This is a genomic window from Streptomyces sp. NPDC056169, assembly GCF_042268445.1.
Lineage (GTDB): Bacteria > Actinomycetota > Actinomycetes > Streptomycetales > Streptomycetaceae > Streptomyces.
On sequence record NZ_JBHJUO010000017.1, the window covers coordinates 24981 to 48690 of the forward strand.

Annotated in this window: 23 protein-coding genes; 11 read left to right on the forward strand and 12 right to left on the reverse strand. The window is 74.0% G+C overall.

The window, feature by feature from the left end:
* Nucleotides 1–28: 28 nt before the first annotated feature.
* From ACFC0G_RS27190 to ACFC0G_RS27200, 3 genes are read right to left on the reverse strand one after another with little or no spacing between them, the layout of a single operon-like run.
* On the reverse strand, nt 29–412 hold the full coding sequence (locus ACFC0G_RS27190; protein ID WP_376407670.1) for a (2Fe-2S) ferredoxin domain-containing protein: 384 nt from the start codon (nt 410–412) through the stop codon (nt 29–31).
* Complete coding sequence (locus ACFC0G_RS27195) at nt 409–930, reverse strand: isochorismatase family protein (RefSeq protein ID WP_376407672.1); 522 nt, start codon at nt 928–930, stop codon at nt 409–411. The genes ACFC0G_RS27190 and ACFC0G_RS27195 overlap by 4 nt, the downstream gene beginning before the upstream one ends.
* 25 nt (nt 931–955) lie before the next feature.
* Entirely contained in the window at nt 956–2017 is a 1062-nt protein-coding gene (locus ACFC0G_RS27200; RefSeq protein ID WP_376407674.1) for a bile acid:sodium symporter family protein, read from the reverse strand.
* A gap of 158 nt (nt 2018–2175) precedes the next feature.
* Here ACFC0G_RS27200 and ACFC0G_RS27205 point away from each other — a divergent pair, with 158 nt between their 5' ends.
* The 7 genes from ACFC0G_RS27205 to ACFC0G_RS27235 all read left to right on the forward strand — a co-directional run bounded on the left by ACFC0G_RS27205 (nt 2176) and on the right by ACFC0G_RS27235 (nt 11677).
* The gene (locus tag ACFC0G_RS27205) at nt 2176–3051 is read left to right on the forward strand and encodes a LysR substrate-binding domain-containing protein (protein WP_376407676.1); all 876 of its coding nucleotides are present in this window, start codon (nt 2176–2178) and stop codon (nt 3049–3051) included.
* 480 nt (nt 3052–3531) lie between these two features.
* Entirely contained in the window at nt 3532–5361 is a 1830-nt protein-coding gene (locus ACFC0G_RS27210; protein WP_376407678.1) for an AMP-dependent synthetase/ligase, read from the forward strand.
* 113 nt (nt 5362–5474) lie between these two features.
* Entirely contained in the window at nt 5475–6761 is a 1287-nt protein-coding gene (locus ACFC0G_RS27215) for an ABC transporter substrate-binding protein (RefSeq protein ID WP_376407680.1), read from the forward strand.
* Between the two features lie 10 nt (nt 6762–6771).
* Nucleotides 6772–9546, forward strand: coding sequence for an ATP-binding cassette domain-containing protein (locus tag ACFC0G_RS27220; protein ID WP_376407682.1), 2775 nt, complete (start codon nt 6772–6774; stop codon nt 9544–9546).
* Nucleotides 9543–10337 (forward strand): ABC transporter ATP-binding protein, encoded by a 795-nt coding sequence (locus ACFC0G_RS27225; protein ID WP_376407684.1) that lies wholly within the window; start codon nt 9543–9545, stop codon nt 10335–10337. Before ACFC0G_RS27220 ends, ACFC0G_RS27225 begins: the two co-directional genes overlap by 4 nt.
* 63 nt (nt 10338–10400) lie before the next feature.
* Nucleotides 10401–11195 (forward strand): aldo/keto reductase, encoded by a 795-nt coding sequence (locus ACFC0G_RS27230; RefSeq protein ID WP_376408009.1) that lies wholly within the window; start codon nt 10401–10403, stop codon nt 11193–11195.
* Between the two features lie 17 nt (nt 11196–11212).
* Nucleotides 11213–11677, forward strand: a complete 465-nt coding sequence (locus ACFC0G_RS27235; RefSeq protein ID WP_376407686.1) for an RICIN domain-containing protein — start codon at nt 11213–11215, stop codon at nt 11675–11677.
* Nucleotides 11678–11698: 21 nt separating this feature from the next.
* On the opposite strand, the gene ACFC0G_RS27240 is transcribed toward ACFC0G_RS27235, so the two are convergent.
* Together ACFC0G_RS27240 and ACFC0G_RS27245 are read right to left on the reverse strand one after the other, a co-directional pair.
* Nucleotides 11699–12637: a class I SAM-dependent methyltransferase gene (locus tag ACFC0G_RS27240; protein ID WP_376407689.1), complete on the reverse strand. Its 939-nt coding sequence runs from the start codon at nt 12635–12637 to the stop codon at nt 11699–11701.
* A gap of 132 nt (nt 12638–12769) precedes the next feature.
* Nucleotides 12770–13702: a cupin domain-containing protein gene (locus tag ACFC0G_RS27245; RefSeq protein ID WP_376407691.1), complete on the reverse strand. Its 933-nt coding sequence runs from the start codon at nt 13700–13702 to the stop codon at nt 12770–12772.
* A gap of 106 nt (nt 13703–13808) precedes the next feature.
* Here ACFC0G_RS27245 and ACFC0G_RS27250 point away from each other — a divergent pair, with 106 nt between their 5' ends.
* A complete protein-coding gene (locus tag ACFC0G_RS27250) occupies nt 13809–14672 on the forward strand; it encodes an NmrA family transcriptional regulator (RefSeq protein WP_376407693.1) in 864 nt (287 codons plus the stop codon).
* A gap of 91 nt (nt 14673–14763) precedes the next feature.
* Here the strand turns inward: ACFC0G_RS27250 and ACFC0G_RS27255 are convergent, their stop codons facing one another.
* A complete protein-coding gene (locus ACFC0G_RS27255; protein ID WP_376407695.1) occupies nt 14764–15510 on the reverse strand; it encodes a class I SAM-dependent methyltransferase in 747 nt (248 codons plus the stop codon).
* A 39-nt stretch (nt 15511–15549) separates the two neighbouring features.
* Nucleotides 15550–15855 carry a 4a-hydroxytetrahydrobiopterin dehydratase gene (locus ACFC0G_RS27260; protein WP_376407697.1) on the reverse strand — a complete coding sequence of 102 codons (306 nt, stop codon included), beginning with the start codon at nt 15853–15855 and terminating at the stop codon, nt 15550–15552.
* Between the two features lie 90 nt (nt 15856–15945).
* On the opposite strand from ACFC0G_RS27260, the gene ACFC0G_RS27265 reads away from it, so the two are divergent.
* On the forward strand, nt 15946–16767 hold the full coding sequence (locus ACFC0G_RS27265; RefSeq protein ID WP_376407699.1) for a helix-turn-helix domain-containing protein: 822 nt from the start codon (nt 15946–15948) through the stop codon (nt 16765–16767).
* Here ACFC0G_RS27265 and ACFC0G_RS27270 read toward each other — a convergent pair.
* Nucleotides 16757–17179: a hypothetical protein gene (locus ACFC0G_RS27270; protein ID WP_376407701.1), complete on the reverse strand. Its 423-nt coding sequence runs from the start codon at nt 17177–17179 to the stop codon at nt 16757–16759. The two genes, ACFC0G_RS27265 and ACFC0G_RS27270, sit on opposite strands and share 11 nt — an antisense overlap.
* 275 nt (nt 17180–17454) lie before the next feature.
* On the opposite strand from ACFC0G_RS27270, the gene ACFC0G_RS27275 reads away from it, so the two are divergent.
* On the forward strand, nt 17455–18660 hold the full coding sequence (locus ACFC0G_RS27275) for a low temperature requirement protein A (RefSeq protein ID WP_376407703.1): 1206 nt from the start codon (nt 17455–17457) through the stop codon (nt 18658–18660).
* A gap of 120 nt (nt 18661–18780) precedes the next feature.
* On the forward strand, nt 18781–19554 hold the full coding sequence (locus tag ACFC0G_RS27280) for an IclR family transcriptional regulator (RefSeq protein WP_376407705.1): 774 nt from the start codon (nt 18781–18783) through the stop codon (nt 19552–19554).
* Nucleotides 19555–19630: 76 nt separating this feature from the next.
* On the opposite strand, the gene ACFC0G_RS27285 is transcribed toward ACFC0G_RS27280, so the two are convergent.
* The 4 genes from ACFC0G_RS27285 to ACFC0G_RS27300 form a co-directional block, all read right to left on the reverse strand.
* Nucleotides 19631–21466, reverse strand: coding sequence for an alpha/beta hydrolase (locus ACFC0G_RS27285; RefSeq protein ID WP_376407707.1), 1836 nt, complete (start codon nt 21464–21466; stop codon nt 19631–19633).
* 85 nt (nt 21467–21551) lie between these two features.
* Nucleotides 21552–21704: a hypothetical protein gene (locus ACFC0G_RS27290; protein WP_376407709.1), complete on the reverse strand. Its 153-nt coding sequence runs from the start codon at nt 21702–21704 to the stop codon at nt 21552–21554.
* Nucleotides 21705–21763: 59 nt separating this feature from the next.
* Entirely contained in the window at nt 21764–22138 is a 375-nt protein-coding gene (locus ACFC0G_RS27295) for a hypothetical protein (RefSeq protein WP_376407711.1), read from the reverse strand.
* 119 nt (nt 22139–22257) lie between these two features.
* Nucleotides 22258–23649, reverse strand: a complete 1392-nt coding sequence (locus tag ACFC0G_RS27300) for an amino acid permease (protein WP_376407713.1) — start codon at nt 23647–23649, stop codon at nt 22258–22260.
* Between the last annotated feature and the right edge of the window lie 61 nt (nt 23650–23710).

Below are 23710 nucleotides of genomic sequence, written 5' to 3' on the forward strand. Positions count from 1 at the left end.
GCACTGGCGGCGGCAGGAGGGCAGGTGCTCAGTTCTTCGGCGGGTCGATCATCTGGAGGGTGAGGGTGGCCGGGGGCTTCGCGATGCCGGGGCCGCCGGCCGCCGTCCAGGCGAGGATGTCGTCGAGGCAGTCCTCGTCGAGGGTGAAGCCGATCCAGGCGGCGCGGCCGCCGCGCCGACGGCCCTCGGTGGAGGGCTGGACGACGACGATGTTGGCCTGGGCGCAGGGGCCGAGGCAGTCGCTCGTACGGACGGCCAGCCGGCCGCCGGAGGCCGCGGCGGCCTCGCGGAAGCGGGCGAGCTGGGCGTCGTGGTCGGTGCCGGGGTTCTTGCGGGCGTCGCCGCAGCAGCAGCCGCGGCAGACGACGAGGGAGCAGGGGCGGGCCCCGTACCGTATCGGGACGGGGGTCACGCGGGGCCGTCCAGGGTGATCCCGGCGACGGGGGCGACGGTGCCGAGGCGGGGGAAGTCGAGCTCGACGGAGGCGCGGTGCTCGTCGGCGGTGAGGGCTGTCATGGCGTCCTCGGCGAAGACGAGGTCGTAGCCGAGGTCACAGGCGGCGCGGGCGGTGGACTCGACGCCGAGGTTGGTGGCGATGCCGCCGAGGACGAGGGTCGTGGCGCCGGCCGCGGTGAGCAGTTCGTGGAGTCCGGTGTCGTGGAAGCCGCCGATGGTGCGCTTGACGACGACGGGGTCGCCGTCCTCGACGAGGTCGGGGACGAGTTCGCTGCCGGCGGGCTGGGTGGCGACGTTCGGTCGCTCGACCCGGATGTGGACGACTGGTGCTCCGGCGGCCCGGAAGGTGTCGGCGAGCCGGGCCGCTGCGGAGAGGACGTCGGTGCCGGGGCGCGGGGCGAGGGGCAGGGCGACGATGCGCTCCATCAGGTCGACGAGGACGAGCGCGGTGCGGCCGGGATCGAGTGAGGGCATGGGAGCACCGTAGCGGCCCGGATGATCACCGTGGGGCGGCTGGGGGTGTGATCCGGCCGACGGGTGCGGGGCTGCGGGCGGGGGCGGCCGGATGCGGCTCCTGCGGGTCGTGGGACCGGCGCCTGGCGATGACCGCGCAGACCATGAGCTGCATCTGGTGGAAGAGCATCAGCGGGAGGACGGCGAGCGAGGCGTGGGCGCCGAAGAGGACGCTGGCCATCGGCAGTCCGGCCGCCAGGCTCTTCTTCGAGCCGGCGAACTGGATGGCGACGCGGTCGGCCCGGTCGAAGCCGAGCCGCTTCGCCCCGAACCAGGTCAGCGCGAGCATGACGGCGAGGAGGACGGCCTCGACGGCGAGGAGGAGTCCGAGGCGGGCCGGGGTCACGAGCTGCCAGACGCCGGTGACCATGCCGAGGCTGAAGGCGGTGTAGACGACGAGGAGGATCGAGCCGCGGTCGACGTAGCCGAGGACCTTCTTGTGGCGGACGAGGAAGCCGCCGACCCAGCGGCGCAGGAGCTGCCCTGCCACGAAGGGCACGAGGAGCTGGAGCACGATCTTCAGGAGGGAGTCGGCGGAGAGGCCGCCGGCGGTGCCGCCGAGGAGGAGGGCCGCGAGGAGCGGGGTGAGGACGATGCCGGCGAGGGAGGAGAAGGAGCCGGCGCAGATCGCGGCGGGAACGTTTCCGCGGGCGATCGAGGTGAAGGCGATGGAGGACTGGATGGTCGAGGGCACGAGGCAGAGGAAGAGCAGTCCGCCGTAGAGCTGTGGGGTGAGGACGGCGGGGACGAGGCCCCGGGCGGCGAGTCCGAGGAGCGGGAAGAGCAGGAAGGTGCAGGCGAGGACGGTGACGTGCAGCCGCCAGTGCCGGAGGCCGTCCAGGGCCTCGCGGGTGGAGAGCCGGGCCCCGTAGAGGAAGAAGAGCAGCGCCACGGCCGCGGTCGACGCGCCCTTCGCGACGGTGGCGGCGGCCCCGGAGGCGGGGAACAGCGCGGCGAGGCCGACGGTCCCGAGGAGCCCCAGGACGAACGCGTCGAAGGGGAACCAGGACGGCAGGCGGGGGATGCGGCGGGTGGTACGGGGGGTCATGGGCTTCAGCTCTGTGGAGTGCGGGAGGGGTGTTTCCCTTGATGTTCTTGGGGCTTCCCTCTGTGCTTCCATCCTGGTCCAGCGGATGGTGATCGGGAATCCCGTACAGCGCTCTGACTGTCATCGCGAACCGTGATGACAGGGGCTACGGTCGTCTCGTGTACGAACCGACGCAGCTGCGCACCTTCCTCGCCGTGGCCCAGACGCTGAGCTTCACGCAGGCGGCCCGCCGTCTCGGCGTGCGGCAGTCGACGGTCAGCCAGCACGTCCGGCGGCTCGAGGAGGCGACGGGGCGGCCGCTGTTCCTGCGGGACACGCACAGTGTGGAGCTGACGGAGGACGGCGAGGCGATGCTCGGTTTCGCGCGCGCGATCCTCCAGGCGCACGAGCGGGCGGCGGCCTGGTTCGGCGGGACGCGGCTGCGGGGGCGGCTGCGGTTCGGGGCGTCGGAGGACTTCGTGACGACCCGGCTGCCGGAGATCCTGGAGTCCTTCCGGCGGGAGCACCCCGAGGTCGACCTGGAGCTGACGGTCGAGCTTTCGGGGACGCTCCAGGCCCGGCTGGCGGCGGGCCGGCTGGATCTGATCCTGGCGAAGCGGCGCGGCGAGGCGGGTGAGGCCAGTGAGGGGCGGCTCGTCTGGCAGGACGCGCTGATCTGGATCGGGGCGCCGGGGCTGCGGGTCGAGCCGGACCGGCCGGTGCCGCTCATCCTGTTCCCGCCGCCGGGCATCACGCGGGCGCGGGCGCTGGAGGCGCTCCAGGCGCAGGGCCGGGCGTGGCGGATCGCGTGTACGAGTTCCAGCCTGAGCGCGAACGTCGCGGCGGCCCGGGCGGGTCTCGGGGTGATGGCGCACACGCGGGGCCTGGTGCCGGAGGGGCTGGTCCCGGTGCCGGCCCGCGCGGGGCTTCCGGAGCTCGGCGAGGTCGGCTTCGTCCTGCTGCGGGGGCGGCGGGGCGGGGCGGCGCAGGAGGCGGCGGACGCGCTGGCGGAGGCGATCCTGGCGGGCGGCGACCGTCTCCACCGGCCGCGCTGAGCGGATGGCGACCGCCTGCCCGGGCCGCGCCGAGCGGACGGCGACCGTCTGCACCGGCCGCGCTGAGCGGACCGCGACCGCCTCCACCGGCCGCGCTGAGCGGACCGCGACCGCCTGCCCGGGCCGCGCCGAGCGGGCGCTCGGGGAGCCCGTGCGGACCGGCCACGCCGTGTTCGTGCCGCCCTCCCGTGAGCAGGGGGTACAGATTCCGTGGAGATTCGCGCGGGGCGGACGTACCGAGCGGTCGGCAACGCGCGCACCGCATCGCCGACTTGGCCCGCTCACCCGCCCTGACCTGGAGGAACACGGAATGTCCCGGCTTGGTGAAGGCCCTCCCACCGGGCTGGCGGGTGGGGTACCGTCACCCGCGCCGTACGGAGCGCGACAGCGGTCCCTTTCAGCCACCGAGCCGTGGAGCCGTCGGGCCGTCGAAGTGTCGGGCCGTCCGGGCCGTCGAGCCGTCGAGGGAGGAGCAGGCCAGTGCGCGAGTTCACCGTGCCGCCCGTCGCGGCGGCGCCTCAGGTCGGCGGTCTGGCGGACGCCGTGTTCGATCACGCCCTCGCCGATCCGGAGCGGGTGACGCTCGGCCGCAAGGGCCGGGACGGGGTGTGGCGGGACGTGACGGCCGCGCGGTTCCGGGACGAGGTCCTCGCGCTCGCGAAGGGGCTGATCGCGCAGGGCGTGCGGTTCGGCGACCGGGTCGCGATCATGTCCCGTACGCGCTACGAGTGGACGCTCTTCGACTTCGCGCTGTGGACGCTGGGCGCGCAGCCCGTGCCGGTCTATCCGACGTCCTCGGCCGAGCAGGTCTTCTGGATGCTGCACGACGCCGAGGTCACGGCGTGCGTGGTGGAGCACGAGGACCACGCGATGACGATCGGGTCGGTGATCGACCGGCTCCCCCGGCTCCAGCGGCTGTGGCAGCTGGACTCGGGGGCGGGGGCCGTGGCCGAGCTGACGGCGGCGGGTGCGGAGATCGACGAGGACGTCGTGCAGCGGCACCGGCGGGCGGTGACGCCCGAGTCGGTGGCGACGGTCATCTACACGTCGGGGACGACGGGCCGTCCGAAGGGCTGTGTGATCACCCACGCCAATTTCATGTTCGAGTCGGACATGCTGACGGGCCGCTGGGACCCGGTGTTCCGGTCCCGGCCCGGGGAGCAGGCGTCGACGCTGCTGTTCCTGCCGCTGGCGCACGTCTTCGGGCGGATGGTGGAGGTGGCGGCGGTCCGGGCCGGGGTGAAGCTCGGCCACCAGCCCGTGATGGCGGCCTCGGAGCTGCTGCCGGACCTGTTGGCGTTCCGGCCGAGTTTCGTCCTCGCCGTTCCGTACGTGTTCGAGAAGGTCTTCCACGCGGCCCGGCGCAAGGCGGAGAGCGAGGGGCGGGCGGCGCCCTTCGACAAGGCCGTGGAGGTGGCGGTCGCGTACGCGGAGGCGCTGGAGCAGAAGGCGTTCGGCACCGGTCCGGGGCCGTCGGCCGCGCTGCGCGTGCAGCACCAGTTCTTCGAGAAGACGGTGTACGGGAAGGTCCGCGCCGCGCTGGGCGGGCGGATGCGGCACGCGATGTCGGGCGGTTCGGCGATGGACCGGCGGCAGGGCCTGTTCTTCGCGGGCGCGGGGATCACGGTCTTCGAGGGATACGGGCTGACCGAGTCGTCCGCCGCCGCCACCGCGAACCCGCCGGAGCGGACCCGGTACGGCACGGTGGGGCAGCCGGTGCCGGGGACGACGGTGCACATCGCGGAGGACGGCGAGGTGTGGCTGCACGGCGGGCAGATCTTCTCCGGCTACCTCAACGATCCGCGGTCGACCTCGGCCGTCCTCAACGACGGCTGGCTCGCCACCGGCGACCTGGGCTCGCTGGACGAGGACGGCTATCTGACGATCACCGGGCGGAAGAAGGAGATCCTGGTGACCTCGGGCGGGAAGAGCGTCGCCCCTTCGGGTCTGGAGGAGCGGGTGCGGGCGCATCCGCTGATCGCCCAGTGCATCGTCGTCGGCAACGACCGGCCGTACATCGCGGCTCTGGTGACGATCGATCAGGAGGCGGTGGAGCACTGGCTGGCGATGCAGGGGCGGGCGCCGCTCTCGCCGGCTGAGCTGGTGCGCGATCCGTCGCTGGAGACGGAGATCCGGCGGGGTGTGGTGGCGGCCAACACGCTGGTCTCGCAGGCGGAGTCGATCCGTACGTTCCGGATCCTGGCGCATCCGTTCAGCGAGGAGCACGGGCTGCTGACCCCGTCGCTGAAGCTGAAGCGGAAGGCGATCGAGCGGGCGTACGGGGCGGAGGTCGAGGCGCTGTACGGGTGACCCGGGCGAAGATCAAGGACTTCTGACGGACCATCAATTGACGTTGCGTCAGTTATTGACGGTTCATCAGCCCGGTCACAGAATGCGGTCACCCGACGGAGGGACGACCGACCGTGTTGCGACCGACCCGCACCCTGCGACCGATCCGCACCCTCGCCGCCGCAGCAGCGGCCCTGCTCCTCGCCACCGCCTGCAACTCCGCCTCGACCGGGGGGACGTCGGACGAGCCCGGCTCCCCCGGCGGCTCCGCACGCGGAGTCACCGCCGACACGATCAAGGTCGGCGGCATCGTCTCCATGACCACCGCGAGCGGCTACTCCAAGAAGGACACCGATCTCGGCGCCCGGGCGCGCTACGACCGGGCCAACGCCGAGGGCGGTGTCAACGGGCGCAGGATCGACTACCTGGGCGCCGAGGACGACGGACAGGACCCGGCCAGGAACCTGGCGGCGGCCCGCAAACTCGTCCAGCAGGACAAGGTCTTCGCCGTCTCCCCCATGAGCTCGGTCACCTTCGCCGGAGCCGACTTCCTCGACGGCCAGAAGGTGCCCACCGTCGGCTGGGGCACGCTCCCCTCGTTCTGCGGTCCGAAGCACATCTACGGATTCAACGGCTGCCTCGTCCCGACTCCGGGCGGCACCCTCAACCAGACCTGGCCCGAGGGGCTCGCCACCGTCCTCGGCGGCGCGGGGGGCAAGTCGGTCGCGCTGATCGCCGGCGACAACGACGCGGGCAAGTTCGGCATCCGTACCTTCACCCAGGGCTTCAAGGCGGCGGGCTTCCAGGTCGCGTACGCCAAGGCCGCGGTGCCCGCGACCTCGATGCCCAGCGACTGGTCGGCCTACACGAAGGAGATCCTCCGCTCGGGCCCGGGCGGCGGCGCGCCCGACGCCGTCGTCTCCGTGATGCAGACCCCGTACAACATCGGCCTGTTCACCGCGCTCAAGCGGTCCGGGTACAAGGGTGTCATCTCCGACCCGACCGACTACGACCCCGGCCTGCTCGCGAAGGACGCCACGCGGCAGGCGCTCGACGGGGTGCACGTGCTGCTGCAGTTCCAGCCGTTCGAGGCGGAGACCCCCGCGATGACGCAGTTCAAGGCGGACATCAGGAAGGCGGCGGGCGGGAAGGATACGCCTCTCAACATGCACATGCTGACCGGATACATGTCGGCCGACCTCTTCCTGTCGATCGCCGCGAAGGCCGGCAAGGAGCTGACCGTCGACTCCTTCCAGCGGGCCGCGGCCGGCTTCTCCGACACCGGGACGCTCGTCGGGGACCGCGCCGAGCCCAAGGGGCAGAAGGAGAGCTTCGGCTGCGGGGCGCTCGTCCGGCTGAAGAACGGACGCTACGAGGTCGCGGTGCCGTTCAAGTGCTACCCGCCGATCCCCTTCGGCTGAGGGGCGCCCCGTGGGTGACCTGCTGGGCTTCGTACTGAGCGGTCTGGTCTCGGGCGCGCTGTACGCGCTGCTCGCGACCGGGCTCGTGCTTTCGTACTCCGCCTCCGGACTCTTCAACTTCGCGCACGGCGCCACCGCCTATCTCTGCGCGCTCGCCTTCTACGAGCTCCACTCCGGCTTCGGCTGGCCCGCCGTGCCGACGGCGCTCCTCCTCGTGTGCGTCGTCGCGCCCGCGCTCGGCTGGGGTCTGGACCGGCTGATGTTCCGCAAGCTGGCCCGGGTCGGGGAGACGGCCCAGATCGTGGCCACGATCGGCCTGCTCGTCGCGCTGCCCGCGGCGGGGCTGTGGGTGGTCGAGCTCCTGGAGCGGGCCGGCGCCCCGGTCCAGCCCGCCGAGAACCAGTTCGGGCTCCCCGGTGTCGGCCCGAGCCCGGCGGTGTCCTGGCAGCCCCTCGACGGCGTCGGCATCGACTCCGACCAGCTGATCACCTGGGTCGCCACGGCGCTCGTGGCCGCCGGGCTCTGGGTGCTGATGCGGCACACCCGGCTCGGGCTCCGGCTGCGGGCGGCCGTGGACAACCGCTCGCTGACGGAGCTGCGGGGCATCAGCGCGGACCGGCTGTCGTCGATCGCGTGGATGCTGTCGTCGGGTCTCGCGGGCCTCGCCGGGGTCCTCGCGACCCCGCTCCTCGGCCTCTCCGCCCACGACTACACGCTGTTCCTGTTCGTTTCGGCGACCGCGGCGGTCCTCGGGCGCTTCCTCTCGGTGCCGCTCGCGTTCGCGGGCGGCCTCGGACTCGGCGTGCTGCAGAACCTGGTGGCGGGGTACGCGTCGTTCGCCGAGGACATCACCGGCTTCCGTACGGCGGTGCCGTTCCTGATCCTCTTTGGCGGCCTCGTCGTCCTGGCGCGGCGCCGGCGCGCGGCGGGCACGGCGGCCGCGGACCCGCCGCCGGTCGACTATCTCGCCGGGAAGAGCGCGGGCCGCAGATGGGGCGCGTGGGTCGTCGCGGGCGCGCTCCTCGCCACCGCCTTCTACACGGTGACGACGCCGTTCTGGTCCGGGATCCTCGCGCAGGGGCTCGCGATCGGGCTCGTCCTCATGTCGTTCACGGTGGTCACGGGCCTCGGTGCGATGGTGTCGCTCGCCCAGGCCACGTTCGTGACGGGGGCGGCGCTGGTGGCCGGGCTGCTCATGAGCCACGGCTGGCCCTTCGTGGCCGCCGCGGCGGTCGGCACGGCCGCGGCGGCGCTGCTCGGCGCGGTGGTCGCGCTGCCCGCGCTGCGGCTCGGCGGCCGGTCCCTCGCGCTCGCCACCCTGGCCCTCGCGTTCCTGGCGGACCAGGTGCTGTTCCAGGTGGGGTGGTTGCGCAACGGGGACACGGGGTGGGAGATCCCGCGCCCCGTCCTCGGCCCGGTGGACCTCGGCGACGACCGGGCGCTCGGGGTCGCGCTGGTACTGCTGTCCGGGGTGGTCGTGTGGCTGCTGACCTGGCTGCGCGGCTCCCGGTGGGGCCGGGCCGTGCTCGCGGTCCGCTCGGCGCCGGAGGCCGCCGCCGCCTCGGGGGTGTCGGTCGTCCGCACGAAGCTCCTGGTCTTCACGGTGTCGGCCGGCCTCGCGGGCTTCGGGGGCGTGCTGTACGCCTCGTACAACACGCGGATCACGGCGACGGACTTCACGGCGATGACGGGCCTGGTGTGGCTGGCGGTCGTGGTCGCGGCGGGGGTGCGGCGCCCGCAGTTCGCGGTGGTGGCGGGGCTGGCCTTCGCGGTCGTCCCGCATCTGCTGGCGACGTACGTGACGGAGTCCGCGCACCTGCCGGTCATCCTGTTCGGTCTGGCGGGCCTGGCCCTCGCGAACGACCCGGACGGGTACTGCGCGGCGCTGCCCTCGCGACGGGCGGCACGGAAGGCACGGGAGGCGCGCTCTCCGGTGCCGGAGGACGTGCCGGTGCCGGAGAACACGCAGGCGCCTGTACGAGGGCGGGTGTCGGCGTTGTCGGCGTCCGAGCATCCGCCCAAGCCCACGCCCGCGCCTACGCCCACGCCCACGCCGGAACCCTCGTCCGCACCCGAGCCCACGCCCCCGCCCGCGCTCGCGCTGCACGGCGTGCATGCCGGGTACGGGGGCGCGGCCGTCGTGCACGGGGTCGACCTGGAGGTCCGGGGCGGGGAGGTGCTCGTGCTCCTCGGGCCCAACGGGGCGGGGAAGTCGACGCTGTGCAGGGTGGCCGCGGGTCTGCTCCGGCCGTCCGCCGGGCACGTACGGGTGCACGGCCGGGACGCCACCCGGGACGGCCCCGTCCTGCGGGCCCGGCGCGGGATACGGCTCGCGCCCGAGGGGCGGGGGATCTTCGCCGGGCTCTCCATCGAGGAGAACCTGGCCCTCCAACTGCCCGCGCCCGAGGACCTCGACGCCGTGTACACGCGTTTCCCCGCGCTCGCAGCCCGCCGCTCCGTCGCCGCCGGCTCCCTCTCCGGCGGCGAGCAGCAGCTTCTCGCGCTCGCACCGCTCCTCCAGCACCCGCCCGCCGTCCTCGTCGCCGACGAGCCCTCCCTCGGCCTCGCGCCCCGGGTCGTGGACGAGGTGTTCCGCCTCCTCGCCGAGCTGCGGGCGAGCGGCACGGCGCTGCTCCTCGTCGAGGAGAAGGCAGCCGAGGTGCTCGGGGTCGCCGACACCGTCGCGTACCTCTCGCAGGGCGAGATCGCCTGGTCCGGGCCGCGGTCCGAGGTGGACACGGACCGGCTCGCCGAGGCCTATCTGGGGACGGGAGTCCGCCGATGACGAGCGCGCTGCTCAACGCCGCCGGGGTCGACGTCCGCTTCGGCGGCGTCCACGCCCTGCGGGACGTGTCGATCTCCGTACGCCCCGGAGAGGTCTGCGGCCTCATCGGGCCGAACGGCGCCGGCAAGACCACGCTGTTCGACGTCCTGTCCGGGATCCGGCGGCCCGACGGCGGGAGCATCGCGTTCGCGGGCGAGGACATCACCCGCCGCTCCCCCGTGTGGCGGGCCCGGCACGGGATCCGCCGGACCTTCCAGCGCCAGCAGCTGTTCGGGCAGCTGACGGTGGCCGACAACCTGATGGTGGCGCAGGACTGGCGGGGCGGTCCGGGGCCCGGTGCGCGCCGGCACCGCGAGCGGGCCGCCACCGTGCTCCGCGCGTGCGGGCTCGACGGGCTCACGGACGCGTACGCCGGCGCGCTGCCGGTCGGACAGGCCCGCATGGTCGAGCTGGCGCGGGCCCTCGCCGACCCGCCACGCCTGCTCCTCCTCGACGAACCCGCCTCCGGGACGACCGCCGAGGAGCGCCGCCGGCTCGCCGCCGTCGTCCGGCACGTGGCCGCCGAGGAGAACTGCGCGGTGCTGCTCGTCGAGCACAACGTGCCCTTCGTGATGGAGCTGTGCTCGCGTGTCGTGGTCCTGGACCTCGGCCGTGTCCTGGCCGAGGGGACGGCCGCCGAGGTCCGGGCCGACCCGGCCGTACGGGAGGCGTATCTCGGCACGTCTCCGGGCGGCGCGGAATGCGAGGGGGACGGAGATCGTTATACGGGGGATGATCCCCGACGACGTTAGGACCGAGCGCACGTGAGCACGGACAACAAGGTCCCCTCCCTCACCCTGAACAACGGCGTGCCGATGCCGCAGCTGGGCTTCGGCGTGTGGCAGGTGCCGGACGACGAGGCCGCGACGGCCGTGGCCACGGCCCTGGAGGCCGGCTACCGCTCGATCGACACCGCCGCGATCTACCAGAACGAGCGGGGCACCGGGCAGGCCGTCGCCGCCTCGGGGATCCCGCGCGAGGAGCTGTTCGTCACCACGAAGCTGTGGAACAGCGAGCAGGGTTACGACGCGACGATGCGCGCCTTCGACGCCTCGCTCGACAAGCTGGGCCTCGACCACGTCGACCTGTACCTGATCCACTGGCCGCTGCCGTCGAAGGACGCGTACGTCGACACGTACCGCGCGTTCGAGAAGATCCACGCGGACGGACGGGCGCGGGCGATCGGCGTCTCGAACTTCCTGCCCGAGCACCTGGAGCGGCTGATCGGCGAGACGTCGGTCGTGCCCGCCGTCAACCAGATCGAGCTCCACCCGCAGCTCCAGCAGACGGCCTCGCGCGAGGCGCACGCCCGGCACGGCATCGCGACGGAGGCGTGGTCGCCGCTCGGTCAGGGCAAGGGGCTCCTGGAGGTTCCGGCGATCGTGGCGATCGCGCGGAAGCACGAGCGGACGCCGGCCCAGGTGGTGCTGCGCTGGCACCTCCAGCTGGGGAACGTGGTGATCCCGAAGTCGGTGACCCCCTCGCGCATCCGCGAGAACATCGACGTCTTCGACTTCGTGCTCGACCCGGAGGACCTGGCGGCGATCGCCGCCCTCGACGAGAACCGCCGCATCGGGCCGGACCCGGCGGAGTTCCACGTCGGCGCGTGAGTGAAGGGGAACGAACAGTGAGTGGTGCCCCGGCGCCGGTCGAGCAGGGCCTCTACCAGATACGGAACATGGCGAGCGGGCTGCTGATGGAGATCTTCGAGGGGTCGGCCCGCAGCGGCGCCAAGGTGCAGCAGGGTTCCGAGAGCGGCACCCCGGGGCAGCAGTGGCACATCACGCCCGTGCCGAACGGCGGCGGGCTCTACCACCTGGTCAACGCGGCCAGCGGGAAGCGGCTCGACGTCATGAACGCGTCCACGGAGAACGGCGCGCTGATCCAGCAGTGGAAGCCGAACAACTTCGGCGCGCAGGAGTGGATCATCGAGCAGGACCTCCAGTCGCCGGGCACGGTGGCGCTGGTGAGCTTCGTCAGCGGTCTCTACCTGGAGGTCGCGGACGGCTCGCCGGAGACCGGCGCGTCCGTACGGCAGTGGGAGGACACCGACTCCCCGTCCCAGTGGTGGCGGTTGGAGCCGGTGTCCTGACGCGTGCCGCGGCCCGGGCCGTCAGCCCTTGCGGGCGGTGTGGACGGTGCGGGCCGTGAGGTGGAAGAGGTCCGTGCGGTGGTGCAGGGACCTCTCGTCGGCCGGGTCGAGGAGCCGGTCGAGCGTCTTGCGGTCGTCCGCGTCGATCCGGTCGCCGAAGCTCTCGCGCACGCGCTGGTAGTGCAGGACGGCCAGTTCGCGGACGACCGGGGAGACGGGCGCGGGGACGTCCGTGAGGAAGGTGCGGGTGCCGGCGGGGGTGAGTCCCGCGGCGGCGAGGAGCGCCCGCCAGTCGTCGGGCTCGTCGACGGAGCCGGGCGTTCCGGCGCGCATCTCGGCGAACCGGTCGGCGTAGGCGGCGTCGAGGCGGGCTTCGAGGCCCGGTCGGCCGATGCCGATGTGCCAGGGCAGGTGGCGGGTGGGCAGGCCGCCCTCGACGAGCGCGATCAGGCCGCCGGGGCGCAGGATGCCGGCGAACTCCGCGAGCGCGGCCCGCTGGTCCCCGATGTGGTGCAGGGAGTTGCCGGCCCAGACGAGGTCGGCCTCGCCGAGGGTGCCGATGGCCTCGGGGAGTTCGGCGTGGAGGGTGGAGACCCGGGCGCCGAGGCCGCGGGACTCGGCGCGGTCGCGGGCCCGTACGAGGAGTTCGGGGGTGCCGTCGACGGCGACGGTCTCGGCGACCGGGAAGGCCTCCGCGAGCAGGCCGGTGACGACGCCGGGACCGCTGCCGATGTCGAGGACGCGCCGGATGCCGTAGACGGGGGCGAGGGTGCCGAGCCAGGCGGCGGCCTCGGCGTAGGCGGAGCTCGCGACCTCGGCCTGCCGTTCCAGGAGCGGACCGATCTGGTTCCAGTCCAGGTCGGTGCTGTCCTGGTGCGTACCGTCGTGGTGGTGGCCGTGCCCGTGACCGTGGTCCTGCCCGTGGTCGTGGCCCTGGTGGGATGCGCGGTGCTGACTCATGGTCCCAGGGTGCGACGGGACGGCGGAAAACGCGAGAAATGTTGCCGGTCTGGCAAAGAGCCGGGGCCCTGGCGAAGAGCAGGGACCCTGGCAAAGAACCGGGGGCCTGGCGAAGAGCCGGGGCCCTGTCGCTCAGTCGCGTGCGCGGTGTTCCTGCGGGCTGAGGCCGCGCACCCGCTTGAAGGCGGCGCTCAGGGCGAACGCGCCGCTGTAGCCGACCTGCCGGGCGACCGCCTCGACGGTGGCGTCCGTCTCGCGCAGCAGGTCGGCGGCGAGCGCGAGCCTCCAGCCCGTCAGATACGCCATCGGGGTCTCGCCGACGAGCTCGGCGAAGCGCCGGGCGAGCGCGGCCCGGGACACGCCCGACTTCGCCGCGAGCGAGGCGACGGTCCAGGGGTGGGCGGGGTCGTTCTGGAGGAGCCGGAGCGCCCGGCCGACGACCGGGTCGCCCATGGCCTTGTACCAGGCGGGCGCCTCGGCTCCGGGCCGGGAGAACCAGGCGCGGACGACGGCGATGAGCAGCAGGTCGAGGACCCGGTCGAGGACGACGGTCTGGCCGGGTTCGTCGCGGGCGATCTCCTCGTCGAGGAAGGGCATCAGCGGACAGGTCCACACGTCGGCGGGGATGTGGAGGAGGGCGGGCAGGGCGTCGAGCAGCCGACGGCCGACCTCGCCGTCCATCCGGTAGGTGCCGACGAGGAGGGTGTTGCCGCCGTCCGGGGCGTTGCCCCAGGTCCGGACGCCCAGGCGCATGGTCTGGGCGAGCGGCTCCCCGGTCAGGGTGGTGCAGCAGCCGTCGGGGCCGATCCGGGCGCGGGGCGGTGCGTCGGGCGCGTCGGCGACGGTGTACGGATCCGGGCCGCGGGCGATGGCGATGTCCCCGGGCCGCAGGAGGACGGGTTCACCGGTGTCGGGGACGATCCAGGCCTCGCCCTCGGTGACGCACATGAGGCAGAGGGGCGCGCCGTCCTCGATGCGCACGGACCACGGCGGCTCCATGATCATGCGGAGCAGGAAGGCGCCCTTGGCACGGGGCCCGTCGAGGAGTCCGGCGAGTGCGTCCATGGTCCGCAAGGGTACGGGCAGGGCTTCCGGGCGGGTGAGACGGAGGCGTAGGCGGATGAGACGGCGGAGCATGGGCGGCAGGGGCCGCGGGCGGGAGTCTTGAGACATGACGACGCACACGAACAACACGCAGAACGACCAGGCCCGCAGCACCCGGACGGTCCTCGTGACGAGCGCCTCCGGCAAGACCGGGCGGCGCGTGGCCGAGCGGCTCGGGGCGCTCGGGGCGACGGTCCGCGCCGGGTCCCGTACCGGAACGACCCCCTTCGACTGGGAGGCCCCGGAGACCTGGGGTCCGGCGCTGCGGGGCGCGGACGCCGCGTACGTGGCCTACTACCCGGACCTCGCCGCCCCCGGCGCGACCGAGGCGATGAGCACCTTCGGCCGGCTCGCGGCCGAGAGCGGGGTACGGCACCTGACGCTGCTGTCCGGGCGCGGGGAGCCCGAGGCGGTCGTGGCGGAGGAGGCGCTGCGGGAGGCGGCCGGCGGGGTCGGACTGACCGTCGTACGGGCCTCGTTCTTCGCGCAGAACTTCTCCGAAGGCCTGCTCGCGGAGGGTGTCGCGGCGGGGGCACTGGTCTTCCCCGCGGGTGACACGGCGGAGCCGTTCATCGACGCGGACGACCTGGCGGACGTGGTCGTGGAGACGCTGACGGCGGAGGGGCACGCGGGGCGGGTGCACGAGGTGACGGGGCCGCGGCCGGTGTCCTTCGCGGAGGTGGCCGCGGAGATCTCGCGCGTCTCGGGTCGCCCGGTGGTCTACGAGGCGGTGCCGGAGGCGGAGTACGCGGGGCTCCTCACGGGGTTCGGTCTCCCGGCGCCGGAGGCCGAGTGGCTCGCGGCCCTGTTCGCGACGCTGCTCGACGGTCACAACGCGTCGGCGACGGACGGGGTGAAGCGGATCCTGGGCCGCGAGCCGCGCACGTTCGCGACGTTCGCGGCGGAGGCCTGGGGCGGTCAGGAGGCCTGAGGTGCTCCCAGAGCCTGAGGCGCGTCCGGGGTCCGAGGGCGGGCCGCCGGAGGTTCCGAGCCCGCGTGGGTGACCGACCGGGTGCTGGACTTCAGCCGCGCCTGACGAAGCGGGCCAGCCGGTAGCGGGGGTCGGCGCGCGGGCGGTCCTGGTCCGGGAGGGCCCCGAGGGCGGCGGCGAGCGCGTCGGCGGACGCCGTGTCGCCGTCGAACCAGGACGCGAAGTAGCCGCTGCGCAGCTTCCGTACGGTGTCGCGCGGGGTGCCGCCCTGGCCGTGGCCCGTGAAGTCGGTGCCGGGGGCGGGGTCGAGCCCGTGGGCGGCGGCGTGAGGGGTGATCAGGTCCGAGCGGTCGGAGGCGGAGGCCGCCGAGCGGAGGGGGCGGAGGATCTCGTCGATGTCGCTGCCGACGTCGTGGGCCGCGTCCTTGTCGACGGTGGCGATCAGGACGCCGCCGGGGCGCAGGACGCGGGCCGCCTCGGCGACGATGTCCGGCGCGAAGGGGACGAGGTGCAGCAGCCAGACGGCGGAGACGGCGTCCAGCGAGGCGTCGGGCAGCGGAAGCCGCCGGGCGTCGGCGCGGACGGTCCGTCCCGGCAGGCGCCCGGCGGCCGTCCGCAGCATCGCGTGGGCGGCGTCGGCCCCGTACACGCGCAGCCCGGTCCTGGTGAGGCGCTCGGTCACCAGGCCGGTGCCGCAGGCGAGGTCGAGGAGCGTGCGGGCACCGGCCGGCACGAGGCGCAGCACGGCCCCGGCCGCGGCCTCGGCGCGGGGCACGCCTCCACGGGTCCGGTCGTAGTGCGCCGCCTCGGCCTCGTAGTCCAGCACGGTGTCCGCCATGCCGATGATCATACGGACGGAAGAGCGCGTGATCTCGGGTCAGTTGGCGCCGTGGCCGGGGGCGATCACCTCGACCCGCTCCGCGAGCGCGAAGTCCTTCTCGGTGACGGCCCCGCCGGCGGAGTGGGTGTTCACGGACAGGGCCACGGTGTTGTAGCCGAGGGTCAGGTCGGAGTGGTGGCCGAGCTCCTGCTGGATCTGGGCCACGTGCACGACGAGGGCGGTCGCGGCGAAGTGGTCGCCGAGCCGGTAGGTGCGGGAGAGACGGTCGCCTTCGACGGACCACCCGGGGAGCTCCCGCAGTCGGTCCTCGATCTCCTTCTGCGACAGCGGCTGTGTGGGCACGGTGGTGCTCCCTCCGGTCGGTGGTGCGCGGTGACGGACAGGGTCCCCCGGGGAAGCTACCCGGGTCCCCCTCTGGGATACCGTCTGGCCATGACAACTGTCGTGAGCGACACGGGGGTAGGGCCGCTGCTGCGCGGTTGGCGGGAGCGGCGGCGGCTGAGTCAGCTGGAGCTCGCGCTGCGGGCCGATTCCTCGGCGCGGCACATCTCCTTCGTGGAGACGGGCCGTTCCCGGCCGAGCGAGGAGATGATCCTCCGGCTCGCCGAGCACCTGGACGTGCCGGTACGGGATCAGAACGCGCTGCTGCTCGCCGCCGGGTACGCCCCCCGGTACACGGAGACGCCGCTCGGCGCCCCGCACCTGGAGGTGCTCCGGGAGGGCATCGAGCGGCTGTTGCAGGGATACGAGCCGTATCCGGCGTTCGTGGTGGACGGCTCGTACACGGTGGTGGCGGCCAACCGGGGCATCGGGCTGCTCCTCGACGGGCTGCCGGAGCATCTGCTGGCCGCGCCGCTGAACGCGATGCGGCTGACGCTCCACCCCGAGGGCCTCGCTCCGCGGATCCGGAACCTGCGGGAGTGGCGGGGGCATCTGCTGGCCCAGATGGAGCGGCAGATCGCCCTGGCCCGGTCGGAGGCGCTGCGCGAGCTGTACGAGGAGGTGGCGGCGTATCCGCTGCCGCCGGGCGCGGAGGAGGAGAGCGAGCCCGACGCGGAGCCGTATCCGTACATCGCGCTGCCGATGCGGATCGAGCACGACGGGCGGATCCTGTCGTTCGTGTCGTCGATCTCGACGTTCAACACGCCGATGGACGTGACCGTCGCCGAGCTGGCCATCGAGATGCTGCTCCCGGCCGACGCGGAGACGGTCGCGTACCTCCAGCAGTCCCTGGCGGCGGCGCTCAGCGAGTAGCCGTGCCGGCGCGCAGGGCGGTCCACTGGAGCAGGGCGAACCCGGCGACGGTGACCGCCTGCATCGGCGTCCACAGGAGCCCGGCGGTGGTCGGCTCCAGCCAGGCGAAGAGGGCGACGACGCTCAGGACGGCCCAGAGGACGTTGAGGTCGACGACGAGCTTGACGCCGAGGGCCGGGGGCTGCGGGCGGCTCGCGAGCCAGGCGACCCCGGCGGCGTACGCCGTGAGGAAGACGCCGAGTTCGAGCAGCAGGGCCGCGTCGATGCCGAGGAACTCGCCGAGGGGACCGGAGGCCGCGAGGTAGGCGAGCCCGTTGGCCCCGGTGACGACGGCGTCGAGGGCGAGGAAGCGGCGCAGGGCGGTCTGGGGCCGGGTGGTGCGAGCGAGACCGGTCAGCAGGGCCTGGGACATGGCGGATCACCCTCCATGGGGGACGTTCGTGCTGGTGGTGGGCCCGGAGCCCGAGCGGAGTGCGCCGCCCGGGTTCCGGTGTTCATGAGCATGCCGCGCGGCAGCGGAGGGGTCGATTACCCGCGAGGTAATGCCCGGGGTCATGCCGGCGGCGCGGCGGGGGTGACGGCGGGCGTCGTGCCGGACTTCGGACAGGCGTGTCGCCGTGTCCCCGGCGTGAGTAGTCTTCGCGCCGGGGTGGCCGAGACCGGTCCCCCGGAGGGGGGAGACGACTCATGGCATGGAACAGGGAACGGGCCCGCGTGGTGGCCACCGGGGACGACCACAAGGTGACACCCGCGGAACTCTTCTTCGACCTGGTGTTCGTGTACGCGATCACGCAGGTCACCGCCCTGATGGCGGCGCGTCCCACCCCGGTGCAGGTGGTCGGGGGGATGGTCGTGCTCGCGCTGCTCTGGTGGTGCTGGTGCTGCTTCGCATGGCTGGGGAACGTCGTACGGGCCGACTCCGGCGGCGTGTTCGCCGTCCTCGTCACCGTCATGGCCGTCGTCCTGATCGTGTCGCTCGCCGTGCCCGAGGTCTTCGCCGACGCGCCCGGCGGGCTCTCGGCCCCGCTGGTGTTCGTCCTCTGCTACGGCGCGGTGCGCGTCCTGCACCTGGCCTCGTACTGGGTCTCCAGCCCCGGGGATCCGGTGCTGCGCGCCACGCTGCGCCGTACGGCCCTGGTGTCCGTACTGCCGCCCCTCGTCCTGCTGCTGATCGGCAGCGCGTACAGCGGCCGCGTCCAACTCCTGCTGTGGATCGGCGCGGTGGCCGTCGACTACGGCGCCATCTGGGTCACCGGGTCCTCCGGCTGGCGGGTCAACTCCCCCGGGCACTTCGCCGAACGCCACGGCCTGATCGTGATCATCGCGCTCGGCGAGTCCATCGTGGCGATGGGCGTCGGGGTCTCCGGCTTCCCGCTGACCTTCGCCGTCCTCGGCGCCTCGGCCGCCGGGCTGCTGCTCGCGGCCGGGCTGTGGCGGCTGTACTTCCGGCAGCTCGGCGAGGCCGCCGAGCACCGGCTCGCCGGGCTCGACGGCGACGACCGCACCCGCTTCGCCCGGGACGTCTACACCTTCCTCCATCTGCCGCTGGTCGCGGGCGTCGTGCTCTGCGCGCTCGGCATGAAGAAGGTCCTCACGCAGGTCGCCGACACCGGTCACTACGGCCTCGCCGAGCCCCTGCACGGGGTCGTCGCCTGGTCCCTGACCGGAGGCGTCGGCGTCTTCCTGCTCGGCGCCGCCGCGATCGTGCTGCGCACGACGGGTCGGCGGCCGACCGCCCTGGCCGTCGGCGGGGTGGGCTGCCTCGCGGCGGGCCCGCTCGTGGGGCTCGTCCCGGCCCTGCCGGCGCTCGCGGTCCTCGCCACGACGACGGCGGTCCTCGTCGCGCTGCACGGCCGGCGGGCCCCGGCGGTCCTCACGGCGGCGGAGGCGTAACCGCCCCCGGGGTCCGTCCTGTTGGAGGAAAGTGACGGTTCGCCGCGCCCGTACGAGTCGATCGAACAAGGCTCCGGCCACCGGCGGCCGGACGGGCGGGGTGCTCGGCAGACTGGGCCCATGGCCCCCTCCACGCCCACCCTCATAAGTTCCGTACGCCGTGCGCTCGTTCTGCTCGAAACGGTCGCAGAGCACGGCGAGATCACCGCCAAGCGGCTCGCCCGTGAGACGCGGATGCCGCTGCCGACCACGTACCACCTCCTGCGGACCCTGGTGCACGACGGCTATCTGCGGCGCGAGCGCGGGACGTTCCGGCTCGGGCCCGCCGTGCCCGGGCTCTCCGCCCGGGGGCCGGGGCCGGGTCCCGGTCCCGGGCCCGGGCCCGGTCTGCGGCTCGCCGAGTGGCTGGGGGTGCTGCGGGACGAGCTCGGCGCGCCCGTGTACTACGCGGACTTGGCCGACGGGGAGGTGCGGGTGGTGGCCTCGGCGGAGAGTCCGGAGCACCGGGCGGTCGAGGAGTGGGCGGACTTCCGGACGAGCGCGCACGCCCACGCGCTCGGCCAGTGCCTGCTCGCCCAGCTGTCCCCGGAGGCCCGCCGCACCTATCTGGCCCGGCGGCCGGTGGTCCGGCTGACCCCGCGCACGGTCCGGGACGAGGAGGGGCTCCTGAGCCGGCTCGCCGGGTTACGGCGGGGGGCGCCGGTCCTCGAACGGGAGGAGTACGTCCTCGGCACGGTGTGCGCGGCGGTGCCGATCACGGTGGGCGGGGCCCACTCGGCGGTCGGCTTCTCACTGCCGGTGGGCGAGCGGGCGCGCCTGGAGTCGACGGCGGAGCGCCTGCGGGAGCGGCTCGAACGGGCGCTGACGACGCACGCGTTCACGGTGCTGACCTGACGGGGCCGCACGGGGTGTCCCGACGGACCGCACGGGGGTGTCCCGACGGGCCGCACGGGTGTCCCGACGGGGCCGGTCAGTAGGCGGCCTTGCGGTGGCGGATGAAGGCGCGCAGGCGGATCGTGTCGGCGGCGGTCCAGTCGGGCGGCGGCAGGACCGCCGCCCAGCCGTCGACGGCGCCGGCCCCGTACCGGTGGCCGTGCGGGGCGTCGACGCCGTAGGAGACGGTCATGTCCACGGAGGTCTGCCAGAAGGCGACGAAGGGGAACCAGCCGATCTCGGGCGTGACGTCGGGGCCGAGCGGTTCGTCGAGCCACTCGGGGCGGTCGAGGAGCAGTTCGGGCGACCACCAGACGACGGGGTCGGAGGCGTTCTGGAGGTAGACCGCGCGCGGCCGTTCCCAGGCGGCGGCGGGGCGTTCGAGGTCGGTGCCGGGGAACTGCGCGAAGCGGATGTGGGCGCCGCCGCGGTACTCGGGGCGCCAGACGGGGCTGCCGGGGTCGCGGTCGCGGCGGATCTCGCGGGAGATCGGGGAGAAGTGCGGGGCGCCCATCAGGAGGGCGCCGTCGGTTCCGGCGAGGAGTGCGTCGGCGGTGCCGAAGGAGGCTTCGACGGCGTAGGCGCCGAGGCTCTCGCCGGTGACGACGAGCTTCGGCCGCCGGTCGGCGGGGAGGGCGTCGAGGCGGGCGCGGACGGCGTCGAGGAGGGCCCGGGTGGCCTGTCCGGCCTTCTCCTTGTCGACGAGGAAGGAGACCCAGCTCGGGAGGTACGAGTACTGGACGGCGACGATCGCGGTGTCGCCGCCGTACATGTACTCCAGGGCCTCGGCGACGTTCGGGTCTATCCAGCCGGTGCCGGTGGTCCCGGCGACGGCGAGGACGGCCCGGTCGAAGGCGCCGGTCCGTTCGAGTTCGCGGACGGCGAGGCGGGCCTGGGCGGCGAAGGGGCGGTCGTCCGTGAAGGCGGCGGGCAGCGCGGAGGGTATGTAGACGCGGACCGGTTCGCGGGCGGGCCGGCCGGTCCAGGCGGTGAGGGCGGAGCGGGTGGGCGTGGAGCCGGTGAAGTTGCGGCCCTGGTAGCCGAGGTCCCGCCAGGGGACGAGCGAGCCGGGGCCGCCGGAGACGTGGCGGGACGCGGGGCGCCGGATGCCGTCCTTGGTGCCGCCGTTGGTGGCCTCTGCGATGCGGTCGGCGAGGTCGACGACGCCCCGGTCGAAGACGACGTCGCGGACGCCGACGAGGACGACGAGGGCGGAGAGCGCCGCGCCGACGGCGAAGGCGACGGGGCGCGGCAGGAGCCGGCCGAGGAACCGGATCAGGGTGACGGCCCCGAGGCGTACGGAGCGGGCGACGAGGAGCGCGGCGATGAGGAGGCCGAGGGCGATCAGCGCGATCATCGGCGTGTGCCAGGTGAGGGTCGGCGGGAGGTCCTGGAGGACCCGGAGCTGACGCTGCATCCGGGCGCTCTCGGAGATGAGCCAGACGGCGAGGACCGGGCTGAGCAGCCAGTACGCCTGCCAGCAGCGGGTGCGGATCCGCTCGCCGGGGCGGCGGCGCACGAGGACGCGGAAGAGCCAGGCGAGGGTGGAGCCGAGGGCGTAGCCGATGGCGGCGGTGATGCCGCCGACGATCCCCTGGAGGAACCAGGGGCGGGGCACGAGGGAGGGGGTGAGGCTCGACCAGAAGAAGACGGTGGCTAAGCAGAGCGCGGTGAGGTCGGGCCAGCGGCGGATGCGGTACGAGGGATCGGGGCGGTCCCAGTAGGGGCGCCGGGCGAAGGCGAGGAGCCGGGCGGCGGCCCGGTTCGTGGCACCGGTGGTGCGGGGGTCCGTGGCCGTCGTGGTGTCGGGGCCCGGGCCGGACGCGGGTCCGGCGGACCGATCGGGGCTGGTGTTCCGGTCGGTCGAGGTCATCGGATCAGCCTCGTACGTCCGTACACCGGTCCGCAAATCGAATTCCCGCCGGGGTCCGCGCCGGCCCGTGGCCGGGTCCGCGCGGTCAGCGGGCGGGGTCCTCCCGGGGGACGGGAGGCTCGGTCACCGGGGCGGGCGCCGGTTCGGCGGGCTCGGCGGAGCGGCGGTCGGCGCGCTGGGCGCGGGAGGCCTCGGCGCGCAGCAGGGCCTGGAGGACGGCGTACGGGTCGACGGGCATGGCGGAACTCCTCGCGGGGGGGGTGATGTAGGGGCGTGCTGCCGGGAGGTGCGGGCCTCTCAGCAGCGCATCACCTCGCGCCGGGGCGCGTCGCCACGCGGGGCGAGTACGGGAGCGGGGCCGGTGGTACGGGAGCGCCGGGCGGTACGGGGGCGGCGGCGCGCCGGGGCGGGCCGGAGGCGCGTGCGGTGCCGCCGGGTCCGGCCGGGGAGCCCGGCCTCGGCGGCGGCCGGTTCGCACGTCTCGCCGCCCGTGTCGGGGGCCGGGCCCGCGGCGGCGGCGCGGAGTTCGGCGCCGCCGGGAAGGGCGTGGGCGGCGCCCGCGCCGAAGAGGGCGGTGAGGACGAGGAGGAGCGCGATCCACCGGCGCGCGCCCGGCGCGGGACGCGTCCGGCGGCCCGCCGGGGTGGCGGGTTCCGCGGTCGGCTCGGGCACGGGGCTCACGGAGATCCGTCATGCCCCGCCAGGGTGGGCGCGCGGCGGTCCGGGGCCGAGATCCGCCCGGGCGGCCTACGTCCGGGGCCCCTGATTCACCGCACCGGCCGCGCGGGCGGTCACGGCCGGGCCTCGGCCTCCCCTGCCGCCGCGCGCTGCTTGCGGGCTGACATCCACGCGTACACGAGCACGCCGGCGAAGAGGAACAGGACGCCCTGGTAGACGGCGGCGTAGCCGGAGCCGGCGACGAGCCAGAGGGAGAAACCGAAGGCGGCGAGGGCGAGGACGGCGTCGCGGACGAGCCGGGGGCGGTGGACGCGGTCGGCCTGGCCGGAGAGCAGGAAGTGGATCTGCGCGGCGGTGGAGAGGAGGTACGGGACGGTGGCGGTGAAGGTCGTGACGAGGACGAGGGTCTCGAAGACGCCCTGCGTGCCGGCCGTGTAGTTGTAGACGGTGAGCAGGGAGGCGAGGACGACGGTCACGGCGACGCCGACCGTCGGGACGCCGCGCCGCTTGTGGGCGAAGGCCTTCGGGAAGAGTCCGTCGCGGGCCGCCGCGTACGGGGTCTGGGCGCTGAGCAGCGTCCAGCCGTTGAGCGCGCCGACCATCGAGACGAGCGCCATGCAGGCGATGGCGGTGCCGCCCCAGGAGCCGCCGAACATGACGTTCACGGCGTCCGAGAAGGGGGCGGAGGAGTCGACGAGCCGGTCGTGGGGGACGGTGCCGAAGACGGAGAGGGTGCCGAGGAGGTAGATCGTGGCGGCGCCGAGCGTGCCGAGGATGGTGGCGCGGCCGACGTTGCGCCGGGGGTCCCGGACCTCGCCCGCGCTGACGGCGGCGGACTCGACGCCGAGGTAGCTGAAGAGCAGGATCGCGGCGGAGGCGGAGACCGCGCCGAGGGCGCTGCCCTCGCTCGCCCGGAAGGGGCCGAGGTTGGCGCTGTCGAAGAAGAAGAGCCCGCCGACGGCGACGAGCAGCAGGGGCACGAACTTGAGGACGGTCGCGACGAGCTGCACGGCGCCGACGTACCGGGTGCCGGCGAGGTTGGCGAGGGCCGGGAGCCACTGGAGGGCGAGGGCGGCGGCGATGGTGGCGGCCTTCGACTCGTGGACGGGGATCAGGACGTCGAGGTAGCCGACGGCGGCGACGGCGAGGGCGGCGTTGGAGACCCAGGTGGTGATCCAGTACGACCAGGCCGCCAGGAATCCGGCGAAGCCGCCGAAGGCCTCGCGGGCGTACACGTAGGGTCCGCCGGTCATCGGGAGGCGCCGGGCGAGGCGGCCGAAGACGAGGCCGAGGGCGATCGCGCCGAGGGTGAGGACGCCGAAGGCGACGAGGCTGATCGTGCCGTAGGGGGCGACGGAGGCGGGGAGCAGGAAGATGCCGCCGCCGATGATGTTCCCCATGACGAGCGCGGTCGCGACGGGGAGTCCGAAGCGGCGGGCGTGTCTGTTCGCGGGGGGAGCGGTGTCCGTGCCGGGTCCGGTCTGTGGAGTTGTGGCCGTGCTCATGGGGTGGTGCGCCTTCCGTCGTACAAGCGCGGACATCGTCCGGTAACGACGAACAAGCGTC

Bases quoted from the DNA above. Each gene is read 5' to 3' on its own strand.
- ACFC0G_RS27195 (WP_376407672.1), bottom strand. From the start codon at position 930: ATGCCCTCACTCGATCCCGGCCGCACCGCGCTCGTCCTCGTCGACCTG.
- ACFC0G_RS27200 (WP_376407674.1), bottom strand. From the start codon at position 2,017: ATGACCCCCCGTACCACCCGCCGCATCCCCCGCCTGCCGTCCTGGTTC.
- ACFC0G_RS27225 (WP_376407684.1), top strand. From the start codon at position 9,543: ATGACGAGCGCGCTGCTCAACGCCGCCGGGGTCGACGTCCGCTTCGGC.
- ACFC0G_RS27230 (WP_376408009.1), top strand. From the start codon at position 10,401: ATGCCGCAGCTGGGCTTCGGCGTGTGGCAGGTGCCGGACGACGAGGCC.
- ACFC0G_RS27240 (WP_376407689.1), bottom strand. From the start codon at position 12,637: ATGAGTCAGCACCGCGCATCCCACCAGGGCCACGACCACGGGCAGGAC.
- ACFC0G_RS27245 (WP_376407691.1), bottom strand. From the start codon at position 13,702: ATGGACGCACTCGCCGGACTCCTCGACGGGCCCCGTGCCAAGGGCGCC.
- ACFC0G_RS27250 (WP_376407693.1), top strand. From the start codon at position 13,809: ATGACGACGCACACGAACAACACGCAGAACGACCAGGCCCGCAGCACC.
- ACFC0G_RS27255 (WP_376407695.1), bottom strand. From the start codon at position 15,510: ATGGCGGACACCGTGCTGGACTACGAGGCCGAGGCGGCGCACTACGAC.
- ACFC0G_RS27265 (WP_376407699.1), top strand. From the start codon at position 15,946: ATGACAACTGTCGTGAGCGACACGGGGGTAGGGCCGCTGCTGCGCGGT.
- ACFC0G_RS27270 (WP_376407701.1), bottom strand. From the start codon at position 17,179: ATGTCCCAGGCCCTGCTGACCGGTCTCGCTCGCACCACCCGGCCCCAG.
- ACFC0G_RS27275 (WP_376407703.1), top strand. From the start codon at position 17,455: ATGGCATGGAACAGGGAACGGGCCCGCGTGGTGGCCACCGGGGACGAC.
- ACFC0G_RS27280 (WP_376407705.1), top strand. From the start codon at position 18,781: ATGGCCCCCTCCACGCCCACCCTCATAAGTTCCGTACGCCGTGCGCTC.
- ACFC0G_RS27285 (WP_376407707.1), bottom strand. From the start codon at position 21,466: ATGACCTCGACCGACCGGAACACCAGCCCCGATCGGTCCGCCGGACCC.
- ACFC0G_RS27290 (WP_376407709.1), bottom strand. From the start codon at position 21,704: ATGCCCGTCGACCCGTACGCCGTCCTCCAGGCCCTGCTGCGCGCCGAG.
- ACFC0G_RS27300 (WP_376407713.1), bottom strand. From the start codon at position 23,649: ATGAGCACGGCCACAACTCCACAGACCGGACCCGGCACGGACACCGCT.